Here is a 14,984-nt window from a genome sequence, read left to right as displayed (position 1 = left end):
ATCTTTCTCCTCTAATATTCATATGGATATCAAGACACTTAGAGACTGAATAGTTATTTGCATATATTTGTATTGCAAATAATACTGTTCAAGTTAATAAGTGTCTTTTTGACATTTATCATAAAATAGTCTTTGACTAATAAAATTTGAGGAGGAGTAAAATGTTAAAAGAAAGTTATGTGGAAAAAGTAAAAACTGATGCAGAGGAATTATTTAGGAGTGGAGGATTTTATTGTTCAGAAGCTGTAGTGGCATCTATTAGAAAGAATTTAGCGCCAGATATGCCTAAAGAGTTAATATCTGCAGCATCAGGTTTTCCAGTAGGAGTAGGAAAATCTAAATGTATATGTGGAGCTGTTTCTGGAGCAGTTATATGTATGGGGTATTTTTTTGGTAGAACTGAACCATCATCTCCAACAGATCCTAAAAGTCAAAATTGTTTAAAATTAGCTAATGAAGTTCAAGAAAGTTTTAGAAATAATCATCGTGTACTATGCTGTAGTGTTCAAACAAAAGGTATGGATATGGCAAGTGGAGAACATAAAAACCAATGTATATCATTTACAGGTGAGATGGCTGCAAAGACAGCAGAAATTATATTAAGAGAATTAGGCACATCAATTATTAAATAAGGGGGGATACATCAATGAAGCTTATAAAAAACACTCCCCTAGCTATTAGTGGACTATCATTAGCATTTGCAGCTTTAGGAAATTTATTATTGCCCTATGGGGAAAATATAAGATATATATGTGGAGTATTTTCTGGAATAACATTTTTTATGTTTTTGCTTAAATTGATATTCGATACAAAAAGTGTAAAAGAAGAGTTAAAAAATCCCGTAGTATGTAGTATTTTCCCAACATCGACTATGGCTTTAATGCTTTTATCAGTATATATAAAACCATATATTAGTTTTTCACTTTATATTTGGTATGGAGCTATTTTTGCTCATATACTAATTATGTTATTATTTTTAAAGCGATTTGTAATGAATTTTAAATTACAAACTGTTTTTTCAAGCTGGTTTGTAGTATTTGTAGGTATAGTTGTAGCAAGTGTTACATCTCCAGCTATGGATAAAAGATTGATTGGACAAGTTTTATTTTATGTAGGTTTAACTCTATATATTTTAGTATTGCCTGTTGTTATATATAGAATGAATACATTAAAAAAAATACCAGAACCAGTACGTCCAACTATTGCAATATTCACAGCTCCCATGAGCTTATGTTTGGCAGGTTATTTGTCTGCATTTGAGCAAATAAACCCTATGATGGTATATATAATGTTAGCAGTTGCTATGATAAATTATATATATGTATCTATAAATATGATATCTTTATTAAAATTAAAATTTTATCCAACATATGCAGCTTTTACTTTTCCATATGTAATAAGCTCCATTGCATTTAAATTATCACATAAATTTTTGATGAGTAATGGATATAATTTTATGAAAATAATAGTTCAGATTTCTGAATTATTGGCTATTGTTCTAGTTATTTATGTATCTATAAGATATTTACTATTTTTTGTTAAAAGTAGGGATGATAAAAAAGTTTTAAATTAACTATATTTGAAAACATAAAAATATTAAAATAAATAATTAAAAGCACCTAAAAATCTATATAGATTTTTAGGTGCTTTTTTATAAACTAGTGGGAAATTCCACAGTCTAAATTTTATTCTATTAAGTTTTTAAATTGTGAATTATATAATTTTTCATATATACCTTTTTTATTTAATAATTCTTCATGGGATCCTTTTTCTTCTATCCCCTTTTTTGTAAGGACTATTATTTCATCTGCATTTTTTATAGTAGATAGTCTATGGGCTATTACTAGAGTAGTCCTTCCTTTAGATAAATTTTCTAGAGATTTCTGGATTAGTACCTCTGTTTCATTATCTAAAGCTGAAGTTGCTTCATCTAAAATCAATATTGGAGGATTTTTTAAAAACAATCTAGAAATAGAAATTCTTTGTTTTTGACCTCCAGAAAGTCTAACTCCCTTTTCTCCAATATATGTGTCATAGTCTTGTGGAAGCGACATTATAAATTCATGTATACTTGCATTTTTAGCTGCTTCTATTACTTCTTCATCACTTGCAGATGGATTTCCATAGAGTATATTTTCTTTAATTGTTCCAGTAAATAAAAACACATCTTGCTGTACTAAACCTATATTTCTTCTAAGACTTTTTAATTTTATATCTTTTATATTTTTTCTATCTATAAATATACTTCCCTCTTTAGTCTCATAAAATCTAGGAATCAAATGACATAAAGTAGTTTTTCCCGCACCTGATGGCCCTACTAAGGCTACAGTCTTACCTGGTTCTATACTTATATTTAAATTTCTAAGTATAGTATCTTCATCATCACTATAGCTAAAGGATACATCTTTAAATTCGATTTTTCCTTCCACATTTTTTAAATCTATAGCATCTTTTTTATCCACTATATCTGACTTAGTATCCATTATCTCTAAAAACCTCTTAAATCCTGTCATTCCATCCTGAAATTGTTCAGTAAATTGGGTAAGTCTCTTTAATGGTTGCATAAAAAAGTTAACATATAGGGTAAAGGAAAATAAATCTCCAAAATTTAATATTTCTAAATGTACAAAATATCCACCTATACTTATTACTAAAAGATTTAATATATTAGTCATAATTCCCATTACTGAAGTGAATTCAGCCATTACCTTATAGGCTTCTCTTCTTGCATTGCTAAAGGCATAATTTCCCTCGTTAAACTTTTCTATCTCATATTCTTCATTTGTAAAGCTCTTTGCAACTCTAGTACCTGATATACTATTTTCAAGCTGGGAATTTACATCTGCTATCTTCTTTCTCACTTCTCTAAAGGATTCTGACATCTTTTTTCTCTTATTCATCACATATATGAACATAAGAGGTATAAATAAAAATAAAATTAAAGTTAATCTCCACTCAATAGTCATTAATATTATAAAAGAACCTAAAAGCATTACAAGGGAAATAAATAAATCTTCCGGTCCATGGTGTGCTAATTCTGTGATATCTCTTAAATCATTTACTATTCTAGACATAATGTGTCCAGTCTTATTTTTATCATAATAACTAAAAGGCAAAGTCTGTAAATGTGTAAAAACATCACTTCTCATATCCCTTTCTATTTTAACTCCAAGTAAATGTCCCCAATATGCAACTATATAAAAACTTATAAATCTAAGTAAAAATAAAGCTGCCATAATTAATGACCACTGTAGGAGTAAATCCATTCTTCCTTCCGGGATAATTTCATTTATCATTTTCCTAGTAAATATTGGGAAAACTAAATCTGCAATAGATATTAAAAATGCAAAAAACATATCTATAAAAAACAACTTCTTATGTGGTTTATAATATGCTATAAATCTCTTTAACAAATGATCTCTCCTTTTCTTTAATATAATTTTTTAAATTTACAAGATGTACTTTTTAAATCTACCCTTTATTTCTATAATTATAGCATTTTTTACAATTATTTACAGTATTTATATTTTAACTGAAATTTAAGTTTATATTTTAAATTAAAATATCCATAAAAGACTAGTCTTTTATGGAAAGTTTAAGCTTGTTCTAATTTTGTAGTTGTGATTTTACCATCTACTTTATTTAAAGTCTTAATCTTTAAAGTAGGACTTGATACATCAAATTCCTTAATAAGCTCTTCCAGAATTTTAATTTCTTTTCTATTTATAACAACTTCTATTTGGTGTCTTTGTGTTTCATTATTTCCACCTACTAAAAAATTATTTACTGTATATCCAGTTTCTCTAATTCTTTGTGCTATATCTCTTGCTTTTATACTATCGTTTACAAATAAATCTACTTCACATATCCCTAAAGCAAGTTTATCTTCGATCTTACCACCTAGATATACTCCTAATGTCTTTCCAAGTGCGAAAGCTATAGTATATTGAATCCCTTCAGAATTTGTTACCTTGCTTACAATAGTTGCAAATATTATAGCATCTAAAAATACAAATAAATAAACCGGGTTCATAATATTTTTTGACATCAATATTGTCTTTAATGTAGATAGTATATTAGTAAAAGCTGTTACTAAAAACATGACAATAAGTCCTATTATCATACTTGTTTCCATTCATTACATCTTCCTTTCTATTTTTACTCACTAAAAAACCACCATATATATTCTATGGCAGTTAGCTATTAATTAGTCCTATATTTAAATAATTTATGCTAAAATTTTATGATTCTAATCTAATTCCTTCAAGACATAGTGGTACACAAAACATTTCATTTTTTATTTTAAAACTATTAATCTAACTGAATAATTATACACTATATATTTATTTTTGTCAACTACATAAATATCCTAAGATAGTGTCAAGTTACTTTGGGTTTTATAAATAAAAGCATCTTCATATATTTATGTATTAAACTTAGGCTCCTCTAAAGGACTTAAGTATAGTGTTTAAGCCAGTATTTCTACCATCAGCTAATAGAGGTATGTTACCAATAACCTCATTTGCTGTTTTAGATATTATTTTTTTACTAATATTTCTCTTTTCTAATTTTAGTATTCTTTCTTTTTTTAACTGCTGTTTTCTTCTCTGATTAAATAGTTCATATACATTTCCACCGTTAGCCTTAAAAGCCCTCAATCTTGACATTTGATTGACTCCAACTTCACACCATCCAAGAGGTCTAGAACTTAGTCTATCTGATAATATATGACTTATGTGACCTTCTGCACTGCAGCCTATATAATCATCGTTATACTGATTTTTAATCCCTTCCCAGTTGTTTAAAATATATCTCTTTGAATCTTTAACTGATTCTTTCTTTGTATCTGTTTCTGTTTCTTCTAATATTATTTTAAAAAGCTCTTTAACATTTTCTATCTCTAATCTATTTATATAATTCCATAGGGGATGTGTTATATGTGGTAAATGAGCTGTAGCTTTCTTTACATACTTGGATAAATGAAATCTATCTAATACATATACAGACTTATTTATCCATCCTACTCCTTGTTTTATCCAGCTTGCACCATCTCCTGAAAGATATATCTTTTCTATTTTATCCATATCATAAGCTTCATCTATGTAATCAGCTACTTCCAGCCATAGATCTTCACTTGATTTATATACTCCACTAAATACTCTCTTATTTATCAATCTGTATCTATCTTTACTTACTTTTTCTCTTCCTTCATGAACATAAACAAGCTTTGGTTCTATACATTTACCTACTTGAAGAGCTACATGATCTTCATCAGCTTCAATGTATAAAAGCTTTATTTCATTATTTCTTTTCTTTATTGGAATTACATTGTTTTCTACAACATCAAGTTCTCTAATTGTATTCATTACTGTTTGACCTGTTATATCTAGATTGTCACTAGCTTGAATTCCACTTTTTCTGTAAGAGGAATCTATTGATTCTTCTACAAGCTTTGATTTCATTAATGTATCTATCTTATCATGTGCTTTTATTCCTAGCATTTCATCTGATAAATATTTGTATTCACCTGTTTTCTTATTTTCATAATATGTCCTTTTGTATTTAACTTCTCCAAATATTGTCCCTAAACTTTTTACATTATCTTTACTTTTTACAATCCAGTCTTGTTTTCTATTAATATCTTCTTTTACCCTTTTATCTATTTCTTCTAACGCCCCAGAAACTAGATCTACTCCTACTTCATTTAGTGTATTTTTTATATTTATTGCAAAGTCTGATATTCCTTTTCCTTCTTTTAATACTATTTCTAAGTTTTTATTTGTACTTTCAATGATTTTTTCTACAATTTGTTGTATAATTGTATTCATAAGAGCATCTCCTTTTATATGTGTATTTGGTTTGGACACCTATATACTATCATATCTTGGAATGCTCTTATTTTATTTTTGATTATTTTCCCCAATGTAATTTTACACTAAGATATCCTAAATTTATATAGTTATATCAGCTTTATCTATTTTCTTTACTTCTTTTGAAAAAATCAGCTGATAAATACCTGTTATTATTGAAATCAATCCAATCATTATTATAAAACCTAAATTATAACTTCCTGTTGTATCAAATATATAACCATTTATTATAGGTGCCACAATACCTCCAATACCAGTAAATGCAGTTAATACACCATATATTGAACTATAATCCCGTCGTCCAAATACCTTTTGGGCAATTATTGGATTTGCCATTGTTCCAGATGAACATCCAAGCCCTACACATATGACTATTACAATAAAAGCAATATAATAATTGGCAAAAATCAGTCCTACAAGTCCAAATAGAGTTGCAAGACAAGAAATAGTAGTAGCCTTACGTAGACCTAATTTATCATATAACTGTCCTAATACTACTTTAAATATAGCTAGAGATCCCATAGACATGGCTACTATATTTGCGCTAAATCTAGTAGAATAACCAATATCAGTTAAATGTGGAGAAACATTCATCATTAATGTATTATTGCACATTGATACTGATACTGCACACAATGATATAGCCCAAAAATGAATGGTTTTAATAGCTTCCGTAAGCAGCATTCCTTCCTCTTTCCTTTTACTACACTTTATATTATTTTTACTTGTCTCCCCCAATGGAGACAAGCCAACATCTCTAGGATGAATATGAATTAGAAAAAAAGCACATGGAACTACAGCAAAAAAAATCAATATTGCTAATATTTGATAAGTAGTACGCCAACCAAATGATGTTATCCATAGTCCTGCTAAGAAATTAAAAATCATTCCTCCAACCCCACTACCCATGAATGTTACTCCAATAGCAAAACCCCGTCGTTCATAAAACCAGTTACTTATAATTAAAGATAGAGGTAAAATAGTTAATAGTACAACAGAAATACTTACTACAAAAGTAATAGCATAATATGTAATCAATGTATTAGAAAAAGAATAACAAAAATATGATATAGGCAATACTATAGCTGATATCTGCATTAATCTTTTTATATTATACTTCGCAAAAATCTTACCTGAGAAAAATGCTATTATCATTTGACATAGAAATCTAATGGTTATAGTTAAATTCACTTCTTGACGGGTAAACCCAAGTTCTTCACTGACTGGTTTTAGAAAAAGACTTGCACAATTAAAAACAATACCCATGGCACTGCTCATGATAACAAAACCAGCAGCTACTATAATCCAACCATAAAAAATATTTCTTTTATTAAGTCTGTTCTTCATAATAGCATCTCCTCAAGAAGACACTCATATATATTCTATTTTGTAAATATACATGAGTGTTATCATTTTTGTTTCAATATATAATTATATCATAATCTTAGCTTGATATTAAACTGTTATCTTTAGTACGATATTAGCTATAATTGCAGAGCCAATATAAGTACCTGCTAATGCAAATAGTGTTACAATAATAATTTTAAATCCTTGCTTTTTAAATTCTGCCATATCCTTTCCAGTAGCAATACCTGCATATGCTAAAATAGGAGTACATAATGGTAATAATCCAATTTTTTTAATTGCTGAATTCATAATATTTGCAGTAGGAAATAGACCTGGTATACTTATAATAGTAGCAAATAAAGATATATATATTATAGTTGGCAGCTTAATTTTATGTTTATCTAAAAAATCTTTTATGATATTTCCAATTATAACTATTCCGAAAAGCCATAACATACCAGGTAATGCTTCAATAGGAGTTACAATAGTATCTTTCCTTAAAGAGCTTAACCAATTTGCAATTAAAGCAAATATCCCCGAATAAATAAGTACTTTAATTCTAGTCACCCATCTATGTTCTCTTGTAATCTCTACTTTTCGTATGTCTAAATCAGAATTTTCTATACTCTGTCTATTTACCTCAGTTTCTTTAGTTTTTATATTTATTTCTGCTTCAACAGTATCTCTACCTTTAAACCTTCTATACATCCATTCAGTAAGAGGAATTGCTACAAATAAGGACATATACATTCCATCAATACTAGTTAATACTTGACTTGATGCAGAAAGAGCTGTTAAAGCATCTGCCTTTTCAGGGAAAGCTTCTACAACTGGTGCAATTGCAGCACTCATCATAGATGCAGAACCAGTACCACTAGCCATTGCTAAAGCCTCTGGAAGAAACCAAGAAATATTTAAAAATAAAGATGCTAAAATCCCATTGAATATGGTTCCTAATAATGTTCCTGTTATATAAGAACCCATTACTCCTCTTCCCTCAGGACTATCAAGTCCATATAAGTCGCCTATAATTGCTAATGAACCTTCTCTTGATGTAGAAAATGTACTTCCAATACAAGTTCTGTCCATTTTAAATATTAAAACTGCAATTGTCATTGAGACAAATATTGTTCCCAAATTCCCCAGCTCCTGAAGAATTAAAGCAGGCCCTGCAGTAGCAACTAAACTAAGATTAGGTCCAATAGTGCTTCCCATATAAGCAGTTAAGTACATTACACTAATTCCTATATAAGGTGATGCTATTTCCATATCCTGACGATTTAATATTTTTAAAAATTTAATTTGTGAGAGCATGATCCCAAGGATTAAAGCATATAGCATTGGTAACAATGAAAACTTAATCGGTCCTAAAACAACGGGTCTAATACCAATAAAATCTGAAATTACAACTAAAATAAAGCAGATAATGTGAATTTTAAAATCATAAAATAAACTTTTTTGTTTCATTTCAATCCTCCTCATTTAGTATGTTCAAATCAGTTTTTGATTGTTACTCTAAGTATATTGTTGTATTTTTTATCTAAACTTTTCTCCTACTCTTCCCCATTCCTCTAAATATTGTTCTTTAGTATATACTGGGACAAATTCTTCAATTACTTTTTCAGCTACTTCTCCATCCTCATATAATAAATCAATTACACTTAATGCCAGAGCTTTAGCTGCCCCTAGATAAGCAATATTTCTATCTACCAGTCGATAATCATCTGAATGGAAGTTGCCAGAAGCTCCACCAATTCTCCCCTGTAATGTAGGAATAATGCTAGAAACATCCCCAACATCTGAACTACCACATCCATGCTTGCCATTCTTTATAACCTGCTCATTACCAAATAGTAGAATTAAGTTTTGATACATAATCTCTTGTAAATTTTTATCTGGTTTAATTGGAAAATAACCTGGAAGTGAATTTACAATACATTTGGCACCAATTGCATCTGCCCCTGCATGCCAAGATCGAGTTACTTTTTCTGTAGCATTTAATATAGCTTCTACACTAGATCCTCTAATATAGTTTTCCAATCGAACATCAGCTGGAATTACATTTACTAGATCTCCTCCCTTAGTTATAATTGGATGAACTCTTATATAATCTTCTTCTTTAAAAGTTTCTCTTTGGGCATTAATAGCTGTTAAAGCAATAGTAGCTGCATTTAATGCATTTATTCCCTCATGTGGAGCGCCACCTGCATGGGACTCTTTCCCAATAAATTGAATTTCTTGTCCAATAAATCCGTTCCCAGAATCTCCAGCAGCAGCCTTAATTGTATTCCCCTCTTCTTCACTAGAAAATGTATGCTGCATTAAAGCTATGTCTATGTCATCAAAAGCCCCTAATTTAATAAATTCTTGTTTCCCTCCTAAGAAACTAATTTCTCCTTTATTAATTAGTTCATTTCTATATCCTATTTCAACGAATTCCTCTGCAGGAATAGCCATTATAGTAACATCTCCAGCTAGACTTTCCATTATATTTGTATCTTTTAAAGCATAAGCAACTCCAATAATTCCAGCAATCATGCAATTATGTCCGCAACAATGTGCAGCTCCTGTTTTGGGATCACTATGGGGATGTTTTGCGGATACTACTGAATCTAATTCTCCCATTATAGCAACATTGTATTTAGATTTTTTCCCTTTAATAAGTCCTTTCAGCCCAGTAATAGCAATTTTATCCTCATATGGTATACCCATAGATTCAAATGCTTGTCTAACTTTTTCCGCTGTTTTAAATTCCTTATAACCTAATTCAGGCTCATTATAAATAGAATCACCTATAGCAAATATTTCTTCACTTCTTTTATCAATAGCATCAATTGCCATTTTTTTTAACTCTTGTTTCGTCTTTTTCATAATAATATCCCCCTATCTAATTTTTTCCCTTTTTAAACCATATGAGTTTTCATTAAATAATATTACCAGGATAAATATAACTCTAGCATAAAAAAAGATGATAAGAGTAGTTTAAACTACTCTTACCATCATTTTATGCTAGTTGACTCTTTGCTTATGGCATTATCCAATGCAAAAGGCCACCTACTATAGCATGTTTTATTTCTCCCCATTTATTTTTAAATTGTCCATTGTTCGTGAATTATACCTACTAAATACCAATCCCCATTTTCTTCTTCAAACACCAAAGTTAGACTTTCCCAGTCTATACCTGAAAATTGAGAATCAAATCCTGTAAAATGATACTCTACAAAGCTCCCATTGGGATATACATCATTTACATTATCTAAAGAGTTTCCAGTACCTATAGCTATATCATTTCCTATCATATGGGAATTTAAAAAATCTTGATTATAGACAAATTCATTATAGTAATCAGAGAATTTTAAATCTATAGGATCTCCAATTCCATCATAATGACCCCAATTATACACAGTATTGTTTTCATTTAATCCTGCTACTTCTTCAGGAGTAAACACTTTGTCATTTTGAATATCTATATATGAGTATGGAGTAAATCTAAGTCCCTTACTAGGATGAACATAGGAAGATAAAGCATCCATATCATTATTTTTTATGGTCTCCATAACATTTAATGAAAAGTCTACTAGATTAATAGATGTACCTGTATGATTAGAACCTTCTAAATTTTTTATTTGCTTTTCTAGTTCTTCCTTTTCTTTTTCTAATGCCTTATTTCTTTTTTCAGCATCATTGTATTGTTCATTTAAAATTTTTATTTTATCCTGAGCATCTTGTAAATCTGTTTGAATATTCCCATCATCATTAGCTTTACTACAGGATACTAAAGGAGCAGAAAATAATAAGATTAGCATAATACTTGTGAAAATCTTTTTAAACATTTTAATCACCTACCTTATATTATATGTACCCATTTTCTTATTTCCCAATTTTAAAATTATCCTTTAACTCCAATTGTATGCTCCTGTAGACTCTAAGTCCAGAGATTTCTTTTTGTGTCATATTAAATATTTCCTTTCTCATACTGACATTTTATCAGAATAATTTTAATATGACATTATCATAGAATAACTACATTTTTTAAAAAAGGTATGTCAATAGTCAGTGAAAATGTCACCTAAAAGTATAAAGCTTTATTCAATGAAAATGTCACTATTAGTATTTAGAAGAATCGCATTTATTCCACGCTCCTATTGACATGGGGCCCCTAACCCCTCTGGACACCCATCTATGTCGAAAATAATCTGTAGCAGTCGGTATTTCCGCCTCAAGATTTTACCAGAGGGGTCTACCCCATATCAATAGGCTTTCGCGGCATAAACGATTAAATACTTGTATTTATGAATTTCCAATTTAAAATAGGCATAAGAAAATAAACCCTTGAAAAAGAGCCTTAAAATGAAGTATGATATTCTAAAGAGTAAATCTCTTTACCCCCATGCCCTAGTGGAGTTGAACAATCCTTTTAAGATCTCATCGATCTCTGTATCTGGTTCATACAGACTGTTCTCTCTATAGGGTATGGTTTTTTTATCTAAATCTACCCTCCAAGGATGATTTTTAGATGGTTTAGCTTTACAAATCTTTTCCTTAGGATGATGAGAAATTGCCTTTTTAGGTCGTTCCTTCAACTCTCTTGTATCGTAAACTAGACCTGAATACATAGCTTTCACTCCAATTTTATCGCTAGTCAAAACGGTTAATTTAGCTTTTGGTAATGCACTAGATTTTTTATCATTTTTCACAATTTGATAATACTTTCCACCATAAGAAAAAGCAGAACCTTCAATAATAGTGCGCTCTTGTTTAATACAAAGAATATAATCAAGATTAATACTAGAATCTAAACTTCTAAATGCAGAAGTACTATCTTCAGGAGAAACCCCAAATTTTTTGTTGTACTTAATCATAAACTCAGATAAAAAAGAATTAGCCTGTTCAATAGTTTTAATACCATGTATTTTAAATTCTACAGGTAATCTACTTTGAAGAGTACCCCATAGCCTTTCAATTCGGCCCTTAGCTTGTGGAGAATATGCCTTGATAGTATTAATACCTAACTCCTCCATAGCCCTACCAAACTGAGTTAAATTAACAGTTTTTCCTTCTAATTGATCCTCAATAGATAATTTATCATAATTACGAGGCACAAATACTGCATGACGATCGCAATAAAGACTAGTAGGAATACCATGATTAGAAACTATTTGTCTAACTATCTCAAAATACCCTTCCATACACTCATTAGGAGTAAAATAAAGAGCTAGAATTTCGCCAGTAGCATCATCAATAGCACCATGAATATCAAAAGAATCACCACCAATAATCCACTTATGTGGCGAAGCATCAATTTGAACCAACATTCCTTTTTGAGGTTTTCTTTTTCTGCGATAGTGAACCCTTCGCTTACGATGTTTTTTAGGGCTTTTAATACCAGCCTTAGTTAAAATTCTATGCACAGTAGGATAACTAATTATTATACTTTCATGTTCTTCTATTAACTCATGAAAATGATTAAAATTAGCTTCTTTGTACTTTGTTTGTTTCAGTTTAACAATTAAATTCTTAATATCATCCGTTGTAGCATGCTTTGGCTTTCTACCTCTATTTTTATGGATAATGAACCCAGGTCCTTCACTCTTAACTCCCTTCTTTAACCTTAATACTTGCCGTTCACTTAAGTTCAAAAGTTCAGCAGCTTCACGAATAGTTAATACTTCATCAATAGTTTGATTGATGACTCTAAGCCTAGAGATTTCTTTTTGTGTCATATTAAATATTTCCTTTCTCATACTGACATTTTATCAGAATAATTTTAATATGACATTATCATAGAATAACTACATTTTTTAAAAAAGGTATTGACAATTATCTTTAAAAGTATTAAGATACTACTCAACACATAAAAGCATTGCAGGAGAGAAGGATGTCTGAATTATACTCAGAGAGTTGGGACAGGTGAAATCCAACTATAATAAGATATCGTATATACACTCCTAAGCTGTTTTCTTGAAATTAAAGTAGAGAAATCCGAAAGCCCATCGTTATAGGGGATAAGACTGTTAGGTCTGATTGAGTGATGACTTTGTCATAATTAGGGTGGTACCACGGATATAAATCTTTCGTCCCTATAAGTGTAGCTTTTAGCTATATTTGTAGGACGAGAGATTTTTTTATTTCTCTAATACATTCAATCAACAATAAAAATTAGGAGGAATAATTATGAAAAAGAAGATTTTGTTAGTTGGATTAATGATTGTAATTGTTTTAAATTTAGTAGCTTGTAGTCAAGATTCAAAGGTTGCAGATACAAATGATAAAAATACCCAAGATAATTCTCAAGAAAAATTTGTAATCGCAATAAGTCAATTGGCTGAGCATCCTGCCCTAGACGATGCAAGACTTGGATTTGAAGAAGGTTTAAAAGAACTTGGCATAGATTCTGAAATAGTTTATCAAAATGCCCAAGGTGATATCCCAAACACTATAAGCATCGCTCAAAAGTTTGTAAAGGATGAAGTAGACTTAATATATGCAATTGCCACACCTGCTGCTCAAAGTGCAAAACAAGCTACTAGTGATATTCCTATATTATTTAGTGCAGTAACTGATCCTGTAAAATCTGGAGTAGTTGAATCTTGGGACAATGTTGGTGGAAATGTAACAGGGACTAGTGATATGGCGCCTATGGAAGAGCAGATAAAGATGTTTAAAAAAATAGATCCAGAAATAAATACCATAGGAATTCTATTTAATACTGGCGAAGGCAATTCTGAAATTCAAATAAAAAAGGCTGAAGAAATTGCAGCTAATGAAGGTTTAGAAGTACTTACAATTGGATTGAGTAATATAAATGAGGTACCTCAAGCTATGGAATCAATAGTAAAAAAAGTAGATGCACTATACAATATTACAGATAATATGGTAGCCTCTTCTATGGAACTTATATCTAGAATAGCCACTGAAAATGGAATAATAACAGTGTCAGCAGAAGATTCTCATGTAAAAAATGGAGCTTTGATTGCAAATGGTATAAGCTATTTTGAACTTGGAAAGCAAACTGCAAATATGGCTAAAGAAATATTAGTAGATAAAAAGCCTGTATCTGAGATTCCAGTTGGTACTGGTGAAAATCCTGTTACAACTTTAAATATGAAGACATTAGAGTCTTTAGGTATAAACTCTGATTTAGAGATTTTTAAAAATGCCAATATTATAGATTAATAAGTATCAATTTTTTCTATATCTTTTTATTAGCATTCTACTAATAAAAAGTATAACTAAAGATACTAAAAATCCGCTAAATCCTAGAGTTTGATATATGCCGCTTTTCATAGTAGGATATGGATTATCTGTAAATCTTTCTATGTAAAAATTATATCCTACTGTGATTAAAAAAATCAAAGGCATAATAAGTCCTGTAACCATATTTTTTCTAGTGGATAAAAAAACTTGGATTATAATTAAAACAATAAATACTATAAGTCCTAATACAATTAAATTATTATTTGCTGCTATACTCATAAATACACCACCTTTTAAAATAATATACCCAAAGAAATAAATATTATTTCTAAATTTTCCTAATATTTATTTTAAAAAAAGGTTGACATTTCTCCGTTAAAGTAATACTATGTATTATAATAAATAAATGCTTTGATGGAGAGAAAAATATCTTGACTTGATCTCAGAGAGTTGGAAATGGTGAGAGCCAACATCAAGAGGATATATAATATTCACTCCTAAGCAGATTCGTTTAAAGATTTCAAGTAGATGAATCCGAAAGCCCATCGTTACAAGGGATAAGACTGTTAG

At 29.8% G+C, this 14,984-nt stretch carries 12 protein-coding genes and 2 other annotated features (1 of these 14 running past the window's edge); of the genes, 3 read left to right on the top strand and 9 right to left on the bottom strand.

Features of this window, described 5'->3' with window-relative positions; translation table 11 throughout:
• The first annotated feature begins 161 nt into the window (after positions 1–161).
• Together AC4PG3_RS05250 and AC4PG3_RS05245 are read left to right on the top strand one after the other, a co-directional pair.
• Positions 162–632 (top strand): C-GCAxxG-C-C family (seleno)protein, encoded by a 471-nt coding sequence (locus AC4PG3_RS05250; protein WP_492198011.1) that lies wholly within the window; start codon positions 162–164, stop codon positions 630–632.
• Positions 633–646: 14 nt separating this feature from the next.
• Positions 647–1,573, top strand: coding sequence for a TDT family transporter (locus AC4PG3_RS05245; protein ID WP_492198010.1), 927 nt, complete (start codon positions 647–649; stop codon positions 1,571–1,573).
• A 112-nt stretch (positions 1,574–1,685) separates the two neighbouring features.
• On the opposite strand, the gene AC4PG3_RS05240 is transcribed toward AC4PG3_RS05245, so the two are convergent.
• From AC4PG3_RS05240 to AC4PG3_RS05205, 8 genes are all read right to left on the bottom strand, one after another.
• Entirely contained in the window at positions 1,686–3,413 is a 1,728-nt protein-coding gene (locus AC4PG3_RS05240; RefSeq protein ID WP_492198009.1) for an ABC transporter ATP-binding protein, read from the bottom strand.
• A 182-nt stretch (positions 3,414–3,595) separates the two neighbouring features.
• Positions 3,596–4,135 (bottom strand): DUF5698 domain-containing protein, encoded by a 540-nt coding sequence (locus AC4PG3_RS05235; protein WP_492198008.1) that lies wholly within the window; start codon positions 4,133–4,135, stop codon positions 3,596–3,598.
• 301 nt (positions 4,136–4,436) lie between these two features.
• Positions 4,437–5,828: an ISLre2 family transposase gene (locus tag AC4PG3_RS05230; protein ID WP_492196315.1), complete on the bottom strand. Its 1,392-nt coding sequence runs from the start codon at positions 5,826–5,828 to the stop codon at positions 4,437–4,439.
• Positions 5,829–5,951: 123 nt separating this feature from the next.
• Positions 5,952–7,217 (bottom strand): MFS transporter, encoded by a 1,266-nt coding sequence (locus AC4PG3_RS05225; protein ID WP_492198007.1) that lies wholly within the window; start codon positions 7,215–7,217, stop codon positions 5,952–5,954.
• A 108-nt stretch (positions 7,218–7,325) separates the two neighbouring features.
• Positions 7,326–8,684 (bottom strand): DUF3100 domain-containing protein, encoded by a 1,359-nt coding sequence (locus AC4PG3_RS05220; protein ID WP_492198006.1) that lies wholly within the window; start codon positions 8,682–8,684, stop codon positions 7,326–7,328.
• Positions 8,685–8,753: 69 nt separating this feature from the next.
• Entirely contained in the window at positions 8,754–10,088 is a 1,335-nt protein-coding gene (locus AC4PG3_RS05215; RefSeq protein WP_492198005.1) for an amidohydrolase, read from the bottom strand.
• Between the two features lie 218 nt (positions 10,089–10,306).
• The gene (locus tag AC4PG3_RS05210) at positions 10,307–11,050 is read right to left on the bottom strand and encodes a hypothetical protein (protein WP_492198004.1); all 744 of its coding nucleotides are present in this window, start codon (positions 11,048–11,050) and stop codon (positions 10,307–10,309) included.
• A gap of 549 nt (positions 11,051–11,599) precedes the next feature.
• The gene (locus AC4PG3_RS05205) at positions 11,600–12,940 is read right to left on the bottom strand and encodes an ISNCY family transposase (RefSeq protein ID WP_492196949.1); all 1,341 of its coding nucleotides are present in this window, start codon (positions 12,938–12,940) and stop codon (positions 11,600–11,602) included.
• A 131-nt stretch (positions 12,941–13,071) separates the two neighbouring features.
• Positions 13,072–13,302 (top strand) — a binding site (T-box leader).
• Between the two features lie 89 nt (positions 13,303–13,391).
• On the opposite strand from AC4PG3_RS05205, the gene AC4PG3_RS05200 reads away from it, so the two are divergent.
• Positions 13,392–14,393, top strand: coding sequence for an ABC transporter substrate-binding protein (locus AC4PG3_RS05200; RefSeq protein WP_492198003.1), 1,002 nt, complete (start codon positions 13,392–13,394; stop codon positions 14,391–14,393).
• 6 nt (positions 14,394–14,399) lie between these two features.
• Here the strand turns inward: AC4PG3_RS05200 and AC4PG3_RS05195 are convergent, their stop codons facing one another.
• A complete protein-coding gene (locus tag AC4PG3_RS05195; RefSeq protein ID WP_492198002.1) occupies positions 14,400–14,693 on the bottom strand; it encodes a hypothetical protein in 294 nt (97 codons plus the stop codon).
• A gap of 123 nt (positions 14,694–14,816) precedes the next feature.
• Positions 14,817–14,984, top strand: a binding site (T-box leader); it runs 67 nt beyond the window's last position.

The sequence above is a fragment of the Tissierella sp. QWL-11 genome (genome assembly GCF_058683765.1).
Note: the sequence above shows the minus strand (reverse complement) of the source record. Positions and strands in the feature narration are given on the sequence as shown.

What these genes read in the sequence shown, in the direction of transcription:
- AC4PG3_RS05250 (WP_492198011.1), top strand. Translation starts at nt 162, where the DNA reads ATGTTAAAAGAAAGTTATGTGGAAAAAGTAAAAACTGATGCAGAGGAA.
- AC4PG3_RS05245 (WP_492198010.1), top strand. Translation starts at nt 647, where the DNA reads ATGAAGCTTATAAAAAACACTCCCCTAGCTATTAGTGGACTATCATTA.
- AC4PG3_RS05235 (WP_492198008.1), bottom strand. Translation starts at nt 4,135, where the DNA reads ATGGAAACAAGTATGATAATAGGACTTATTGTCATGTTTTTAGTAACA.
- AC4PG3_RS05230 (WP_492196315.1), bottom strand. Translation starts at nt 5,828, where the DNA reads ATGAATACAATTATACAACAAATTGTAGAAAAAATCATTGAAAGTACA.
- AC4PG3_RS05225 (WP_492198007.1), bottom strand. Translation starts at nt 7,217, where the DNA reads ATGAAGAACAGACTTAATAAAAGAAATATTTTTTATGGTTGGATTATA.
- AC4PG3_RS05220 (WP_492198006.1), bottom strand. Translation starts at nt 8,684, where the DNA reads ATGAAACAAAAAAGTTTATTTTATGATTTTAAAATTCACATTATCTGC.
- AC4PG3_RS05215 (WP_492198005.1), bottom strand. Translation starts at nt 10,088, where the DNA reads ATGAAAAAGACGAAACAAGAGTTAAAAAAAATGGCAATTGATGCTATT.
- AC4PG3_RS05210 (WP_492198004.1), bottom strand. Translation starts at nt 11,050, where the DNA reads ATGTTTAAAAAGATTTTCACAAGTATTATGCTAATCTTATTATTTTCT.
- AC4PG3_RS05205 (WP_492196949.1), bottom strand. Translation starts at nt 12,940, where the DNA reads ATGACACAAAAAGAAATCTCTAGGCTTAGAGTCATCAATCAAACTATT.
- AC4PG3_RS05200 (WP_492198003.1), top strand. Translation starts at nt 13,392, where the DNA reads ATGAAAAAGAAGATTTTGTTAGTTGGATTAATGATTGTAATTGTTTTA.
- AC4PG3_RS05195 (WP_492198002.1), bottom strand. Translation starts at nt 14,693, where the DNA reads ATGAGTATAGCAGCAAATAATAATTTAATTGTATTAGGACTTATAGTA.